16 protein-coding genes are annotated in these 16,018 nt (G+C 37.2%); 3 read left to right on the forward strand and 13 right to left on the reverse strand.

Going from position 1 to position 16,018, the window contains the following annotated elements; all coding sequences use genetic code 11:
• Positions 1-210: 210 nt before the first annotated feature.
• From ACFIMU_RS05945 to rpe, 10 genes are all read right to left on the reverse strand, one after another.
• Positions 211-1,467: a multidrug effflux MFS transporter gene (locus ACFIMU_RS05945; RefSeq protein ID WP_375609375.1), complete on the reverse strand. Its 1,257-nt coding sequence runs from the start codon at positions 1,465-1,467 to the stop codon at positions 211-213.
• 71 nt (positions 1,468-1,538) lie between these two features.
• Positions 1,539-1,871: a Grx4 family monothiol glutaredoxin gene (gene grxD / locus ACFIMU_RS05950; RefSeq protein ID WP_375606638.1), complete on the reverse strand. Its 333-nt coding sequence runs from the start codon at positions 1,869-1,871 to the stop codon at positions 1,539-1,541.
• Positions 1,872-1,969: 98 nt separating this feature from the next.
• Positions 1,970-2,203 carry a BolA/IbaG family iron-sulfur metabolism protein gene (locus ACFIMU_RS05955; protein WP_375606724.1) on the reverse strand — a complete coding sequence of 78 codons (234 nt, stop codon included), beginning with the start codon at positions 2,201-2,203 and terminating at the stop codon, positions 1,970-1,972.
• Positions 2,204-2,262: 59 nt separating this feature from the next.
• Complete coding sequence (gene purL, locus ACFIMU_RS05960) at positions 2,263-4,473, reverse strand: phosphoribosylformylglycinamidine synthase subunit PurL (RefSeq protein WP_375610460.1); 2,211 nt, start codon at positions 4,471-4,473, stop codon at positions 2,263-2,265.
• 281 nt (positions 4,474-4,754) lie between these two features.
• Positions 4,755-5,426 (reverse strand): phosphoribosylformylglycinamidine synthase subunit PurQ, encoded by a 672-nt coding sequence (purQ, locus tag ACFIMU_RS05965; protein ID WP_375606636.1) that lies wholly within the window; start codon positions 5,424-5,426, stop codon positions 4,755-4,757.
• A gap of 11 nt (positions 5,427-5,437) precedes the next feature.
• Entirely contained in the window at positions 5,438-5,677 is a 240-nt protein-coding gene (gene purS / locus ACFIMU_RS05970; protein ID WP_375606635.1) for a phosphoribosylformylglycinamidine synthase subunit PurS, read from the reverse strand.
• A 79-nt stretch (positions 5,678-5,756) separates the two neighbouring features.
• The gene (purC, locus tag ACFIMU_RS05975) at positions 5,757-6,521 is read right to left on the reverse strand and encodes a phosphoribosylaminoimidazolesuccinocarboxamide synthase (RefSeq protein WP_375696900.1); all 765 of its coding nucleotides are present in this window, start codon (positions 6,519-6,521) and stop codon (positions 5,757-5,759) included.
• A 173-nt stretch (positions 6,522-6,694) separates the two neighbouring features.
• Entirely contained in the window at positions 6,695-7,243 is a 549-nt protein-coding gene (locus ACFIMU_RS05980; RefSeq protein WP_375606634.1) for an RBBP9/YdeN family alpha/beta hydrolase, read from the reverse strand.
• Positions 7,244-7,311: 68 nt separating this feature from the next.
• Positions 7,312-8,619 (reverse strand): adenylosuccinate lyase, encoded by a 1,308-nt coding sequence (purB, locus tag ACFIMU_RS05985; RefSeq protein ID WP_375606722.1) that lies wholly within the window; start codon positions 8,617-8,619, stop codon positions 7,312-7,314.
• The gene (gene rpe, locus ACFIMU_RS05990) at positions 8,619-9,305 is read right to left on the reverse strand and encodes a ribulose-phosphate 3-epimerase (RefSeq protein ID WP_375614533.1); all 687 of its coding nucleotides are present in this window, start codon (positions 9,303-9,305) and stop codon (positions 8,619-8,621) included. Before rpe ends, purB begins: the two co-directional genes overlap by 1 nt.
• Before the next feature lie 146 nt (positions 9,306-9,451).
• Here rpe and ACFIMU_RS05995 point away from each other — a divergent pair, with 146 nt between their 5' ends.
• Together ACFIMU_RS05995 and dksA are read left to right on the forward strand one after the other, a co-directional pair.
• Positions 9,452-9,991 carry a flavin reductase gene (locus ACFIMU_RS05995; protein WP_375606632.1) on the forward strand — a complete coding sequence of 180 codons (540 nt, stop codon included), beginning with the start codon at positions 9,452-9,454 and terminating at the stop codon, positions 9,989-9,991.
• Positions 9,992-10,299: 308 nt separating this feature from the next.
• The gene (gene dksA, locus ACFIMU_RS06000; protein WP_375606631.1) at positions 10,300-10,716 is read left to right on the forward strand and encodes an RNA polymerase-binding protein DksA; all 417 of its coding nucleotides are present in this window, start codon (positions 10,300-10,302) and stop codon (positions 10,714-10,716) included.
• A 57-nt stretch (positions 10,717-10,773) separates the two neighbouring features.
• Here the strand turns inward: dksA and ACFIMU_RS06005 are convergent, their stop codons facing one another.
• Positions 10,774-11,250, reverse strand: coding sequence for a hypothetical protein (locus ACFIMU_RS06005; protein ID WP_375695815.1), 477 nt, complete (start codon positions 11,248-11,250; stop codon positions 10,774-10,776).
• A gap of 218 nt (positions 11,251-11,468) precedes the next feature.
• On the opposite strand from ACFIMU_RS06005, the gene ACFIMU_RS06010 reads away from it, so the two are divergent.
• A complete protein-coding gene (locus ACFIMU_RS06010) occupies positions 11,469-14,003 on the forward strand; it encodes a response regulator (RefSeq protein WP_375696895.1) in 2,535 nt (844 codons plus the stop codon).
• A gap of 284 nt (positions 14,004-14,287) precedes the next feature.
• On the opposite strand, the gene purN is transcribed toward ACFIMU_RS06010, so the two are convergent.
• Positions 14,288-14,899, reverse strand: a complete 612-nt coding sequence (gene purN, locus ACFIMU_RS06015) for a phosphoribosylglycinamide formyltransferase (RefSeq protein ID WP_375606628.1) — start codon at positions 14,897-14,899, stop codon at positions 14,288-14,290.
• Positions 14,896-15,987, reverse strand: a complete 1,092-nt coding sequence (gene purM, locus ACFIMU_RS06020) for a phosphoribosylformylglycinamidine cyclo-ligase (RefSeq protein ID WP_375696896.1) — start codon at positions 15,985-15,987, stop codon at positions 14,896-14,898. The genes purN and purM overlap by 4 nt, the downstream gene beginning before the upstream one ends.
• Positions 15,988-16,018: the final 31 nt, after the last annotated feature.

Genomic DNA, 16,018 nt, shown 5'->3' on the forward strand with positions numbered 1-16,018 from the left:
ATTAAGTAAAGATACTGCTTTTCAATGATTTTATACAGTTCACTGTTTTTTTAACCTTATATCATTCATGAATGTTGTCGTGAAATGATTTGAGAAGTTTATTTTTAAAACAAACATGTGAATGTTCAGCACAAGAGTGTCCTATTTTATATTATAGGCATTTCCTTATTGTTCAAGAGAGATATTATTAATTGTCTCATAAAGCAGTCTTTATTCGTTAGGGTTATTATGATATTGCCTAAAAAGATGACCACGTTCAGCCCATAAAACAAGAAGTATGGCAGTGAGGCTCAGAAAGAAAAATCCTGCTGAGTTTGGGATGGTTGTTTCATCAAATTGTTGGGCAATAAAAAAGCTAAGTCCTGCACCGATAGATGTTTGAAGAAAGCCGGATACAGAAGATGCTGTTCCAGCAATTTCGCCTACAGATTCGAGAGCGAGTGTATTGAAATTGGCCATAATGCCACCACAGGTAAACATTAATATACAATATAACGTCATATAAAAAGGAAAAGGGATAACACCACCTGCTAAGATGGAGCCAATAAACCAAATGCATGAAGTGGCACAAAAGAGCAAAAGCATAGTATGAGCAATACGTCTCATTCCAAGACGTCCGACAAGTCGAGAATTCATGAATGATGAGAAAGCCTGAAATGCAGCACCGATGGCAAATGCGATAGGAAACCAAAAGCCTAAGTTATAAATTCCTTCATAGGTTTGTTGTGATGTATTAACAGCAATAAAAATGCACCCTAAAATGATAGAAGTTGCAAGTGTATAGCAAAGTGTTGTACGATTTGTCACAACAATCCATAAATTGTGTTTGACTGAAGAAAAGGAAAGAGGGCGTTGTTCATGAAGTGTTTCAGGCAAGCGGAATTGAATCCAAATCATCAGCCCGAAACCAATCATTGCCATGAAAATAAAAATATATTGCCAATGTCCGAGTAGTAAAATGACCTGTCCTGTTGCGGGACCAACCATTGGTGCAACAAGAAAAACCATCATAACAATAGACATAACTTCTGCCATTTTTCGACCACTGTAAAGATCACGTACGACGGAAACTGTAAGAACCCGCATAGCAGCTCCTCCAATACCTTGCAAGATACGCAAAATAAGTAAGAGAGAAAAATCAGTTACAAAGGCACAGCCAATCGCCGTAAATGAATAAAAAGCAAGACCAATAAGGATAAGTTTACGTCGTCCATACCGATCGCTTATGGGACCGAAAAATATTTGAGCAATACCATAGCTAATAAGATAACTCGAAATGATATAATGTTGATCATTTTCATTAAGAACATTTAAGCCGTCTAAAATGTTGGGCATAGCTGGCAGCATAATATCAACAGCTATAGCGTTAATAGCCATGAGAGAAGCAATAAGAACAACAAATTCTTTATAGCCAATTTTTTTTCTAATCGCATCACTATGTGTTTGTTCATTGAGTGAATATGACATATGGCATCCTTGAAATAAAAATTTCGTCTGAAAACAGCTCTTTTTAAGAGTCTGAATAAAATGAAAGATACCTATGATTGATTGCAGGGAATATTTTTTTCTTTCAAAAGTTCCTGTAACTCATTGTTTTGAAACATCTCTTTAACAATATCACAGCCTCCGATAAATTCACCTTTGATATAAAGCTGTGGAATTGTTGGCCAATTCGAGTAATCTTTAATCCCTTGACGCAATTCGTTAGAAGTTAAGATATTAATCCCTTTATAATTCAATCCTAAATAATCAAGGATTTGAACAACTTGTCCTGAAAACCCGCATTGCGGAGCGTCAGGTGTTCCTTTCATGAATAAAATGACGTCGTTTGTTTTAATCTCGTTGTCAATAAAATCATGAACAGTGGTCATTTTTATCCCTCGATATTTCAGATTTTTATCAGTGTGTAATTTATATTCATACTGTTTTTAATCGTATTAAATGTGTGAATGCAAGAAGAAATTTTAGATTATTTTGGAATATTTGTTTGCAACATTAAGGCATGAAGGTCATTTCCCATATTGCCTTTAAGGGCATCATAAACCATTTTATGTTGTTGAACACGGGTTTTACCACGAAAACTTTCAGAAATAACTTCTGCAGCATAATGTTCTCCATCTCCAGCAAGATCACGAACTATTACAATAGCATCAGGAATACTTTCACGAATAAGCGTTTCAATTGCATGGGCACTCATCGCCATCATTATTCTCCTATGTTATTCATTTTTTTATAAAGGCTGTTTAAGAGAAAAAACAATTTTTACTCTTCACCCATAAATTGTGGAAACCAGTTTTCATAGGCTTTTGTGAGTTTGTCTATAGAAAGTTTTAGTATTCCATCTATATCAAGTGCATCACCTGCAACGTTACCTAGCTCTATTAAAGAAACTGCACTTATTTGTGCGAGCTCTTTAAGGCTATTGAGTGCTTCAGGTTTGACTGCTAAAAGATAACGTCCTTGGTCTTCTCCAAAAAGTTCTGCATGTTCTGGTGATTGGTTGCTTAATTTTGTTTTGATCCCTTTACCTGCTTTAATGACCATTTCTGCAAGCGCAATCGCTAATCCTCCATCAGAAAGATCATGGGCGGCGTGAACAAAACCACGATGTATGACATCTCGAACAAATTGACCATGCTTTTTTTCAAGTTGTAAATCTACGTGAGGGGGGGCACCTGCATCAATATTTAAAATGTTTCGCGCATAGATTGATTGTCCTAAATGAGAACCGCAATCTCCCACTAAAACAATATAATCTCCATTTTGCATCCCCTTTATTGTTACCATTTTAGACCAATCACCAAGAAGTCCTACACCAGCAATTGTAGGGGTTGGAAGAATAGCTTCTCCATTTGTTTCGTTGTAAAGAGAAACATTGCCTGAAACGATAGGGAAATCGAGGATTCTACAAGCTTCCCCTATCCCTTTAATAGCCAAGACCAGTTGTCCCATAATTTCAGGTTTTTCAGGGTTACCAAAATTGAGATTATCTGTAGCAGCCAACGGCGTTGCACCTGTCGTACTAATATTTCGCCAACATTCTGCGACAGCTTGTTTTCCTCCCTCATAAGGGTCTGCTTCACAATAGCGAGGTGTTACATCAGAAGAAAAAGCAAGAGCACGTTTGCTATTGTTGCCTACACGGATAACGCCTGCATCGCCTCCTGGGCGGATAAGGCTATTTCCTTGGATAAGGGTATCATATTGTTCATAAATCCATCGTCGTGAACTTTGATCAGCAGAATTCAATAAGCTCAAAAGCGCATCACCAAGATTGTTAACTTTTTTGACGTCTTCTGTTTTCAGGAGTGTTTTTTTTGCAGGTTCACTCCAAGGACGGTCATAAACAGGTGCTTCATCACCAAGTTCTTTGATGGGAAGATTAACAACTTCTTTCCCTTGATGAAATACACGGAAACGTAGATCATTGGTTGTTTTTCCAATAATGGAAAAATGGAGCCCCCATTTATGAAAAATTGCTGCTGCTTGCTTTTCTAACTCTGGTTTAAGAACCATGAGCATACGCTCTTGGCTTTCAGAAAGCATCATTTCATAGGCTGTCATGTTTTCTTCACGAACGGGAACTGCATCAAGATTAAGCTGTATTCCTAGATTGCCTTTTGCACCCATTTCAACGGCAGAAGAGGTGAGACCTGCAGCTCCCATATCTTGAATAGCAACCACAGCTCCAAGTTCCATGAGCTCTAAACATGCTTCAAGAAGACACTTTTCTGTAAAAGGATCACCGACTTGAACGGTTGGACGTTTTTCACTGATTGAATCATCGAATTCAGCAGAAGCCATTGTTGCTCCACCGACACCATCTCGCCCTGTTTTTGCCCCAAGATAAACAACAGGGAGTCCGATGCCTTGCGCTTTAGAATAAAAAAGGGCGTCTGTCTTTGCAATACCGGCTACAAAAGCGTTAACAAGGATATTGCCATTATAACGCTCATCAAAATTTACTTCTCCACCAACCGTTGGAACGCCAAAAGCATTGCTGTAACCACCAATACCAGAAACAACACCGGAAACAAGATGGCGTGTTCGTGGATGATCAGGAGCGCCAAATCGCAATGCATTCATAGCGGCGACAGGACGGGCTCCCATTGTGAAGACATCACGTAAAATACCACCAACACCTGTTGCTGCACCTTGATAAGGTTCAATATAAGAAGGATGGTTATGGCTTTCCATTTTAAAAACCACACATTCCCCTTCACCAATATCAACAACGCCAGCATTTTCACCAGGCCCTTGAATGACACACTTTCCTTCTGTTGGAAGAGTTTTTAGCCATTTTTTAGAGGATTTATAAGAACAATGTTCGTTCCACATTGCAGAAAAAATTCCTAGTTCAGTAAATGTTGGCTCTCTACCGATTAACGTCAGGATACGTTGATATTCATCTTCTTTTAGCCCGTGTTGTGCAATGAGCTCTGGTGTAATAGTGATGTTATCGCAAGGCTTCATGAGTATTTATCCGTTAAATTAACTGAAATTTAGCATTTTAGTTTCTATCTAGCAGCTATTATAAGCAATAATGTTGTTTAATAATAAAAATATTCATAGACCGTAAGCTGAAGATTTTGTTCGTTTGTTTGATGGGATTTAAGACCAAAAACGATCTTAAATAATTATGTATTTAGAAAATAATATCCATTGTTGTTTGTGAATAATTCCGTTCATGGATTTACGACGCAAGATATAGACCTTTGTTTTTTATAATTATGGAGCACAAGAATTTTTCGGCATCATCCATTTGCTAACTCTAAAGCACTTTGAAAAAGTAAACGACCGTCAACACCTCCATGAGCGGGTTCAATAAAGTTTTCAGGATGAGGCATCATACCAAGAATATTACCAGCTTTATTAACAATACCAGCAATATCTTTTATTGAGCCATTAGGATTTGTATTTTCTGCATAACGAAAAACAATTTGTTGATTATCTTCCATTTGTTTTAATGTTTCACTATCAACAAAATAATTCCCATCGTGATGGGCAACGGGACAACGAATAATTTGTCCTTTAGAATAATATCGAGAAAATTTTGTCTTGGCGTTAACGACTTCAAGTTTGATTTCACGACAAACAAATTTTAAAGAAGCGTTACGCATTAAAGTACCGGGTAATAATCCAGCTTCCAACAAAATTTGAAATCCATTACAGATCCCTATTATTGTAGTCCCTTCTTGTGCTTTTTCACGAATGGCCTTTAAGATAGGGGTTCGCGCTCCAATAGCGCCACACCTTAAGTAGTCGCCATAAGAAAAACCACCAGGAATAATAATAACATCTACATCTGGAATTGTTGTTTCTGTTTGCCAAATTTTTAGTGGTTCAACTCCCGTTATATGATGTAATGCTGCAATCATATCTCGGTCACGATTTAATCCAGGAAGTTGAATGATAGCAGTTTTCATGAGCGTTCCACTTAAAGAAGTTCGATTGTATAATTTTCGATGACAGTATTTACGAGTAACTCTTCACACATCTGGTTAAGTTTTTTCTTTGCGCTTTCAGAAGGTAGATCATCAAGAACAATATCAAAAACCTTTCCTTGACGAATGGAATGAATGCCCTCGAAAGCTAAACTTTTTAAAGCACCAACAATTGCTTCTCCTTGTGGATCAAGAACGCTTTCTCTTAAAGTAACTGTAATGCGTGCTTTCATTTTTTGCTTCCTGTTGTTAAAAGAACCTCTCCTTTGAAGAGGGGGTATTTATATAAGGTGATAATATTTTACCTTGTTTTTATTTTACGAGAACGGGACCACTTGGTCGTGTAGGTTCATTTTCATTCATAATACCAAGACGTTTGGCAACTTCTTGATAGGCATTAATAAGCCCACCCATATCACGACGAAAACGGTCTTTATCCATTTTTTCTTGTGTGTGCATATCCCATAGTCGTGCAGAATCAGGAGAGATTTCATCAGCAAGAACAATGCGCATTGTTTCATCTTCCCACAGGCGACCAAATTCCATTTTAAAATCAATTAATTGGATGTTAACACCGGCAAAAAGCCCAGAAAGAAAATCATTAATACGAATTGAAAGTTGCATGATATCTTCTATCTCTTGTGGGACAGCCCACCCAAAAGTTGTGATATGTTCTTCCGTTACCATAGGATCATCGAGAGAATCATTTTTATAGTAGAATTCAATGATGGATTGCGGAAGCAGGGTTCCTTCTTCCAGTCCTAAACGCTTAGCAAGAGAGCCGGCAGCAACATTGCGAACAACAACTTCCAACGGAATGATTTCCACCGCTTTAATAAGCTGTTCGCGCATGTTTATACGTTTGATAAAATGTGTTGGGATGCCCAAACGTCCAAGATGGCTAAAAATATGTTCCGAAATTCGGTTGTTTAAAACCCCCTTTCCATCGATAATTTCATGTTTTTTTGCATTAAAGGCAGTTGCATCATCTTTAAAAAACTGAATATAAGTCCCTGGTTCAGGTCCTTCATATAAAATTTTAGCCTTGCCTTCATAAATACGGTGGCGACGATTCATCATGATTCTCTATTTATCTTGAGAGGTTTTTAATAACATTGATAAATGATACTATCCTAATTGATAGAATTTCTCAATGATATTGCTATGATACTTTTATAATTTTTGTCATTACACGTTTATCCAAAGGTGAAGATACATAAGCGATGAGAAAGAAGATCATCTCTTTTGGATCAAATTTTTGCAAGAAAGTGAGAGAGGACCATAAGCCCTTCAGGCCAAGGTCCGTGTCCGGATTCTGCGTTAATATGGCCAGAATACCCAGCATCAACAAAGAGTGATCCCCAATCATTGGCAATTTTTTCTGCTACTGAAAATTGACAAAACTCATCGTTGCGACTGGCTATGACAATAGAAGGAAAAGAAAGCTTTTGGCGATGATAGGGGCCAAATGTCATTAAATGTTTGGGACGTATTTTTTCATTGGCGACATCTGGAGGTGCAACAAAGAAAGCGCCACAAATTTTTTCTGTATTTTGTACAGTTGCATGAATAACACTGGGAACTCCTAATGAATGAGCAATAAGCATAACAGGCCTTTGAGCTTTTGCGATGGCGGTTTTAACTTTGTTAACCCACTCTTCACAAACAGGCTTTGACCAATGGAGTTGTTCAATGCGGCGGGCTGTCGACAATTTTTTTTCCCAGCGTGTTTGCCAATGATCTGGACCAGATCCTTTGTAGCCAGGAACAATAAGAATATCGAGTTGATTTGCTTTCATGAATTGTTTTCTTTGTTACAACAGATTTTTGATCATAGGTGGAATGGATTTTGGTTTTCTATGTCGCTTTATTGTTCTTCAAAAACACGTTTAAAAATCGTATTTATATGTTTGGTGTGGTAAGAAAGATCAAATTTTTCGCGAAGTTCTTCTTCACTTAAAGCTTTGGTAACATCTTTGTCGTTGAGGAGTTCTTCTAAAAAATCTTTTCCTTGTTCCCAAACTTTCATCGCATTTCGTTGTACAATCCGATAAGAATCTTCACGACTAATCCCTGCTTGTGTGAGTGCTAAAAGAACCCGTTGTGAGTGAACAAGACCGCGGAATTTATTGAGATTTTTTTGCATATTTTCTGGATAGACAATGAGATTTTCAATGACAGATGTGAGGCGAGAAAGAGCAAAATCAAGTGTAATCGTCGCATCTGGAGCAATATAACGCTCAACAGATGAATGGGAAATATCACGTTCATGCCAAAGAGCTACATTTTCCATGGCCGGGAGTGCAAATGCACGTACCATACGGGCTAGTCCAGTTAAATTTTCTGTTAAAACTGGATTACGTTTATGAGGCATTGCCGATGAACCTTTTTGCCCAGGTGAGAAATGTTCCTCTGCTTCAAGAACTTCTGTTCGTTGTAAATGGCGTATTTCTATTGCTAGCCTTTCAATAGAGGAAGCAATAACACCAAGTGTTGCAAAAAACATAGCATGACGATCTCTTGGTATTACTTGGGTGGAAACCGGTTCAGCACGCATCCTCAAGGCTTTTGCTACATGTTCTTCAACGCGTGGATCGATATTAGCAAAAGTTCCTACAGCTCCTGAAATCGCGCAAGTAGAAATTTCTTCTCGTGCGGCAAGAAGACGTTTGCGACAACGGGAAAATTCAGCGTATGCAAGAGCAAACTTGATTCCAAAAGTTGTCGGTTCAGCATGAATGCCATGACTCCGCCCAATGGTGATTGTTTCTTTATGCTCAAAAGCACGTCTTTTTAATGCTTCAAGAAGTTGATCTATATCCTCTAGCAAAATATCACTCGCACGCATCAATTGAATGTTCAGCGTTGTATCGAGAACATCAGATGATGTCATACCTTGGTGGATAAAACGTGCTTCTGGTCCAATGAATTCAGCGAGGTGGGTTAGAAATGCGATAACATCATGTTTGGTAATTGCTTCAATTTCATCAATGCGATTGACATCAAATTTAGCTGCTGCCCCTTTTTCCCAAATGACTTTGGCGGCTTCTTTCGGAATAATCCCTAAGTGAGCAAGGGCATCACAGGCATGGGCTTCAATTTCAAACCAAATACGATATTTTGTTTCGGGAGACCAAATTGTTACCATTGCAGGGCGGGAATAACGTGCGATCATTATTTTTTTCCTTGTTGTGAGAGGATTGCGGCTTGGCGCAATGCACTAATACGTGTTTTGTAAAGCTCTTTATTTCCATCTTTATAAATTGCAGAGCCTGCGACAAATACATTTGCACCAGCTTTTGCAGCTATCCCAATTGTATCAACGGTGATACCACCATCAACTTCAAGGTCAATAGGGCGGTTTGCAATCATGCTTTTAACGCGCTTAATTTTATCTTTTATTTCTGGAATAAAACTTTGTCCACCAAAACCGGGATTGACCGTCATGATGAGAATGAGATCTAATTGATCAAGCAAATATTCAAGCATATGTTCAGGGGTGCTTGGATTGAGTGCGATTCCTGCTTTTTTCCCCATTTTTTTGATTGTTTGGAGTGAACGATGAAGATGTGGACCTGCTTCAGCATGAATAGTTATAATATCTGAACCTGCTTTTGCAAAAGCTTCTAAATAAGGGTCTACTGGTGCGATCATCAGGTGGACATCAAATATTGCTTTTGTTAATGGGCGCAGAGCTTTGACGATTTCAGGACCAAAGGTGATGTTAGGAACAAAGTGCCCATCCATAATATCAAGATGAAGCCAATCTGCACCAGCATCAATAACATCTAACATTTCTTGTCCAAGTTTAGAAAAATCAGAAGCCAAGAGAGAAGGCGAAATGAGATGAGCATGGGGCATTAAAATCTCCTTAGATTGGCAGTTTTTATCATATCGCTGTGTATACACAAATATTTTTTGTGTTATGACGGAAAAGAAAAAATATGTATTATAGGTCTTTTTATGGAAAGATCGCTTGAAATTTTAAAGCTTTATAAGTGAAAGATATGTCGAATCATAAAACATATTTGATGCCTGAACTTCAACATAAACATACTATTGCGGTTTCTTCCCAAGAATATCGAGACGCCATGAGTCTTTTTGCAGGAGCTGTGCATATTGTGACAACAAATGGTATTAAGGGAAGACGCGGGGTGACTGTTTCGGCGTGTTGTTCTTTATCTGATAATCCTCCAACCCTTCTTGTTTGTCTTATGCGTCATAATTTAAAGAATCAGGTATTTATGGAGAATGGAAATTTTTGTGTTAATAGCTTGGCAGGAAAACATCGCTCATTAGCGGATGTTTTTTCGAGGCGTTGCAATTCTACACAAAATGAGCGTTTTGATGTTGCTCAATGGGGAGCTTTGCAAACGGGGGCGCCTAGTCTTTCAGACGCTCTAGCGTCGTTTGATTGTCGTTTGATTTGTTGGCACGAACACGCAACTCATTGTGTTTTGATTGGTGAGGTTGTTGCAATTAACTGTAATAAAGAAAAAGATGCTTTGATGTATTTGAAACGTGAATATCACACTTTGCCTTTATAAAGATTTTATTTTTTGCATTGATGAAATGATTTATTGTTGCTTCATTTAGATTTTAAACAATGTAGAGAGTAGGGGAGGGATGACTCTGATATCTGATTTCCTTCTTTTTAAGGTTTTTCAATAAGCGAGAAAAATGATTCTGGATGAGATTTAATCAAGAGTTCAATCTACATAAATAAAGTGATCAAATCTAAACAGTACATTTAAATATATTCGTCGATTGTTATGAAAAAACATTTTACTCTTGTGTTGATGGGTATTGCACAATATATAGACCGCACATAGCATATGTGGAGGTTTTTTATTGCATGAGCGAAGAGATTTATGGTCAATATCGCCCTAGTGAAGATGAGCCTTTTATGAATGAGCGGCAAAAGGCGTATTTTCGTGCTAAATTGGTTTCTTGGAAGAATGATATATTAAAAGAAGCTCGTGAGACTTTGGAAAATTTGCAGGAAGAGAATGTTGGTCAACCCGATTTGACTGATCGGGCTTCTTGTGAAACTGATCGTACAATCGAATTACGTGCTCGTGATCGTCAGAGGAAACTTATTTCAAAAATAGATGCTGCTTTAGAGCGCATTGATAATGGGACATACGGTTTTTGTGAAGAAACCGGCGAACCCATTAGTATAAAGCGTCTTGAGGCTCGGCCGATAGCCGTTTTGTCATTGGAAGCGCAAGAACGTCACGAACGACGTGAAAGAGTTTATCGCGATGATTAAGGTAAGGTTATTAAGATGATAAACAAACGAAATTCGTGGTGATAAAATTGTATATTTTTATTTTTGAGGGGTAGGAATGAATAAAGATGGTTCTTGCCGCCCCTCAATTTCGGCGGTGATGGCTGAATCTTTTACCGCTTGATTCGTAAAAGGAGAGGGACTTTTATCCGATATATCGTTTCTTTCTGTAGAGGTGGAATTTAGATGTGTGTGTGTTTCTCTCTTTTGTATTTTGGATGTACCGGTAATATCGGATTCTACAACCATATCTGTTAATCCACCAATAAGGAGCAAATGTTCTTTATTATCGCAACGGATTAAAACAAGGCGGCGTGCTCGATCTATAGAAATTACTTCACATAATGCTAATCGCGATAGGCTTTTTTTTCTATTAATGTTGAATCTTCTTGTATTTAAACGGCGTAAAAATACGATAATTATGGTAATAGCTGCGATTGTTATTAAAAAAATCAAAAAGCTTATCGTTATGTTTGCCGCAGATACACCTATTTGCTCTGATAACCAGATATACATAGATTTTCTCCCATTTTGTATGGAAATATTATTTTTTATTGAGATAAATTTATAAACATACCCTCAAAAGGTTCACTTATAACGTAAGAAATAAACTTTTGAATATTAAGCGATCTTATCTTAGATAATATCATAGTATATACTTTATAACAACATAACAACGAATATAAAGGAAGTTTTGTGACATAAGAAATAGCTATAAGCTAAGGCAAAGAGAGATGGATAAAGATTTTGAGAATAATGAAAGATCAGCGTCTTCGTTTCATCGGAGAGTTGTTATTTTTGGTGTTGTTTTTGTATTAGGTTTTCTTTTCATTGTGGGTATTTTAGGTTTTTTTTATACACAAAACTATTTGCAACAGGCGATATCAATATCTTTTTTGATTCTAGCAATGATCGGTGTTGCAACACTCGTTTTGTATGGAATGGGAATTTTAAGATATCATGTGTGGTCGCATGAAGATTTTGATTTTAGCATCTTTAATAGGAGCGATGATGCAATTGTAATCTCTGATCTTTCTGGTTTTGTTTATTATTCTAATCAAAACTATCGAAAAATTCTGACCTATAGGCCTGAAGTGTCTTGTTATAGGGTTATTGCGGATCTTCCAGGAGCTGGTGCCCTCTCGTACCGTTTAAAGGTTGCAGCCTGTAATAATCTTGCAGCGCAAGAGGAATTAAGAGTAGAACAGCCAATTTTTACCGATTCTACACCAAAAAATTCTGTTTGGTATAATATTTCCATTCAACCTATCACAAAACAGAAAAAAAAGCTTTTATTTTGGCGTATTACTGATATTTCGCACTTACAACAAACGCGAGAAGTTTTTTTCTCGAACCTTCAAGAGGCTATCAATCACTTGGATCAAGCTTTTATTGGTTTTGTATCCGTTAATAGACAAGGAACTATTCTTTATGCCAATGCGACTTTTGCAGAATGGTTTTCAATTGATTTAGCTAATTTCTCAATTGGTCAATATAATTTTGATTCGTTATTTGATAGCGTTGGCGCTAAGAGCTCATGGAGTGATATCTGTTTACAAACCAACAGATATCAAAGTTCAGGTTACTCTTTACCTTATAGGCTTTCGTTATGTTTAAATTCACACACGACTTGTGAGAAAATATTCCATTGTCTTATATCTGTTTCTTCTCTCTTAGAAGAGGAGGCTATTTATCGTATTGTGATCATTCCACAACAAATACAAAAAGAAGAGGACGGTCAATTAAAATTACCCCGTATATTAGGAGAATATTTTGATGCGAGTCCTTTTGCAATAGCCGTGGTGGATCATGCAGGGCAATTGGTTCATATGAATAAAGCTTTTTCATCACTCACGGGATGTATGGACAAAGCTGTCAATTTTTATGATGTTATTTCTCGTCGTGATTGTGTGCAGTTAGAGCGTTCTTTTCAGAGAATTGCAACAAATAAAAATTATTTTGTTTCTCTAGAAACTGTTTTAGAAAAAAATGAAGAATGCCATTTACGGCTCCATATTATGTCTGTACCGCCCTATCATGGTGATGTATTGCAAGATTTGCTTATTATCTCTGTGATTGAAACAACCGAACAAAAAACTCTTGAAGATAAAATGATGCAAAGTCAGAAGATGCAAGCTGTAGGACAATTGGCTGGCGGTATTGCTCATGATTTTAATAATGTTTTAACAGCAATTTTAATGTCGTGTGATCTTCTTTTAAATACGCATCGTAGTTCTGATCCTGCTCATGCTGATCTGATCAATATTAAAAATAATGCTAATCGTGCAGCTGCTCTTGTACAGCAATTATTAGCTTTTTCTAGAAAGCAAACACTTCGACCTGAAGAAGTTGATTTTACAGAGTTTTTATCAGACATTCGCAATCTTATTTTACCACTTTTGGGTAATAATATTCAGTTAAAAATTATTCATGGAAGAGATTTGTGGAGCGTTGAAGTTGATCAAGCATCTTTTCAGCGTGTTATTATGAATTTGGTTATTAATGCGCGTGATGCCATGTTAGATGGAGGTATTGTTACGATTGCGACAAATAATATTACAAAGCAACAAAGTGCTGAATTTAATCATCTTGGATTAGCAATTGGCGAGTATGTGCAATTGACTATTTCAGATACAGGAGCTGGTATATCTGCTGCTATACAAGAAAAAATGTTTGAGCCATTTTTTACAACAAAAGAAGTTGGAAAAGGAACAGGACTTGGTTTATCAATGGTTTATGGAATTATCAAGCAGAGCGGTGGGTATATTTATTGTGAAAGTAAAGAAGGTGAAGGAGCAACATTTCATATTTTTCTTCCCCGTTATATCCCCAATATAAAAGGAGAAATTTCTCAAAAGGTTGAAAAAGATGAAGAGAAAGATAAAAATATAGACTTAACAGGATCTGCGACTGTTTTATTGGTTGAAGATGAAGATGCGGTCAGAATGGGGGGGGTAAGAGCTCTTCAAATGAGAGGATATACGGTTTTAGAGGCTGCAAGTGGGGTGGAAGCACTCTCTATTCTTGAGGAACAAAAAGGAGATGTTGATATTATTGTTTCCGATGTGGTGATGCCAGAAATGGATGGGCCCACTTTATTGAAGGAAGTCCGTAAAAACTATCCTGGTATCAAATTTCTTTTCGTTTCTGGATATGCAAAAGATGCTTTTGCTAAAAATCTTCCACAAGATGCTGTTTTTGGTTTTTTATCTAAACCTTTTACACTCAAACAGTTAGCTGTAACAGTTAAAGAAACACTTTCGTCATGAGCAAAAATTTATGCAATAGAAAAAGTGCGTATTTTAAGATTTTTTAGGCTAAATACGAGAGCATTTTGATAAATAGAGCTTATGATAATGTCATAGAATTAAATAAAGAAGAAGAATTTTGAAAATGAAATAAAATTCAAAAAAATCACATGTTTTGTGCAAAAATTTATTGAAGAGATGGGCTCTATTATGTCAACATTTCATAGAGATTTTCAATTGTAGATACTGAGCAGAAACTATGTGTAAAGCATTGAAATATGCTGATTAATAGATTGTTGATACACTCAAAAAGATAAAAGCTGTTGTTGCGTATCTATCATTTTGCTCTTTCCTTCAATAAATGCTTTTAAGGCTTCGGGGTAGAGTTTATGCTCTACTTTAAGAACTCTTTCTGCTAAGCGCTCAGCAGTATCATGGGGATAGACTGGAACGGCTGCTTGAGCAAGGATTTTTCCTGCATCCACGTCTTCTGTAACAAGATGAACAGTGCAACCCGTAATTTTTACACCTGCTTGTAAAGCTTTTTCATGTGTGTTTAAGCCTTTAAATGAAGGCAAAAGAGAAGGATGAATGTTTAAAATTCGTCCTTCATAAAGTTTTACAAAACGTGGTGAGATAAGGCGCATATACCCTGCAAAGCAGAGAAAATCTGGTTTATATTGATCTAAAATCGTAAAAATATTTTCTTCATGCTCTTCTTTTGTTTTGTAAACTTTACGATCAACAATATGAATGGGTAAGTTATGATTTTGTGCCTTTTCAATACCATTTGCACGCGGATTATCGCAAATAACAGCGACAATTTCAGCAGGATATTCCGTTTGTTGGCTTGCTTGAGCAAGGGCGACCATATTCGAACCATTACCAGAAATAAAAACGACAATTTTTTTTTTCATAAATTCAGTACCCCTTTATAAAGTATTCCTTTATTTTGATCTTGGCGTTTTATTAAAATGCCAAGTGGAGTTACAGTTTCTCCTTTTCTTTCAAGAGCTTGTGTAATTGCTTCAGCTGCATGCTGTGCTACGATAATGATCATGCCAATACCACAATTGAATGTTCTTAACATTTCTGTTTCTTCTATTTTACCTTGTTTGGCAATCCATGAAAATACTGCTGGAACATTGATGGTAGAAAGATTAATTTCAGCGCAGAGAGAAGATGGAAGGACACGTGGAATATTTTCAGGAAAGCCTCCACCCGTAATATGAGCAAGAGCTTTAATCCCTTCATATTTTCGCATGATGGGAAGAAGCGATTTTACATAAATGCGTGTTGGTGTAAGAAGTGCTATACCAAGGCTGTTTTCAGGGGAAAAAGGGGCAGGGTCATTCCATTTGAGATAATTTTGCTGGATGATTCGTCGAACAAGCGAAAAGCCATTGGAATGAATTCCAGAGGAGCTTAGACCTAATATAACATCACCTTCTATCAAATCTTTTGAAGGGAGTAGCTTGCTGCGTTCGCATGCTCCTACAGCAAAACCGGCTAGATCATAATCTCCCTCTGCATACATTCCTGGCATTTCTGCAGTTTCTCCTCCAATAAGAGCAGCACCGGCTTGTTTACATCCTTCTGCAATACCAGAAACAATCGCAGCCCCTTGTTCAGGGTCGAGCTTTCCAGTTGCAAAATAATCCAGAAAAAAAAGCGGTTCAGCTCCTTGTACAAGTAAATCATTGACACACATAGCAACGAGATCAATACCTACAGTATTATGGTGACCTACTTCGATAGCAATTTTTAATTTTGTTCCCACTCCATCATTGGCTGCTACGAGGATAGGATCTGTAAAGCCAGCGGCTTTTAAATCAAAAAGGCCACCAAACCCACCAATTTCTGCATCTGCTCCGGCTCGTTTTGTAGCGCGTATAAAGGGTTTGATTTTTTCTACCATGGCATTACCCATATCGATGTTTACACCGGCTTTTGTGTAGGTAAGGCCGACTTTGGATTTATTCTTTATAAGATCTTGATTGCTCATTGGAGCCTTCCTTTAATGGAAAATCAGGTTT

Origin of the sequence: Bartonella sp. AC70YNML, assembly GCF_042196545.1 — a bacterium.
Classification (GTDB): domain Bacteria; phylum Pseudomonadota; class Alphaproteobacteria; order Rhizobiales; family Rhizobiaceae; genus Bartonella.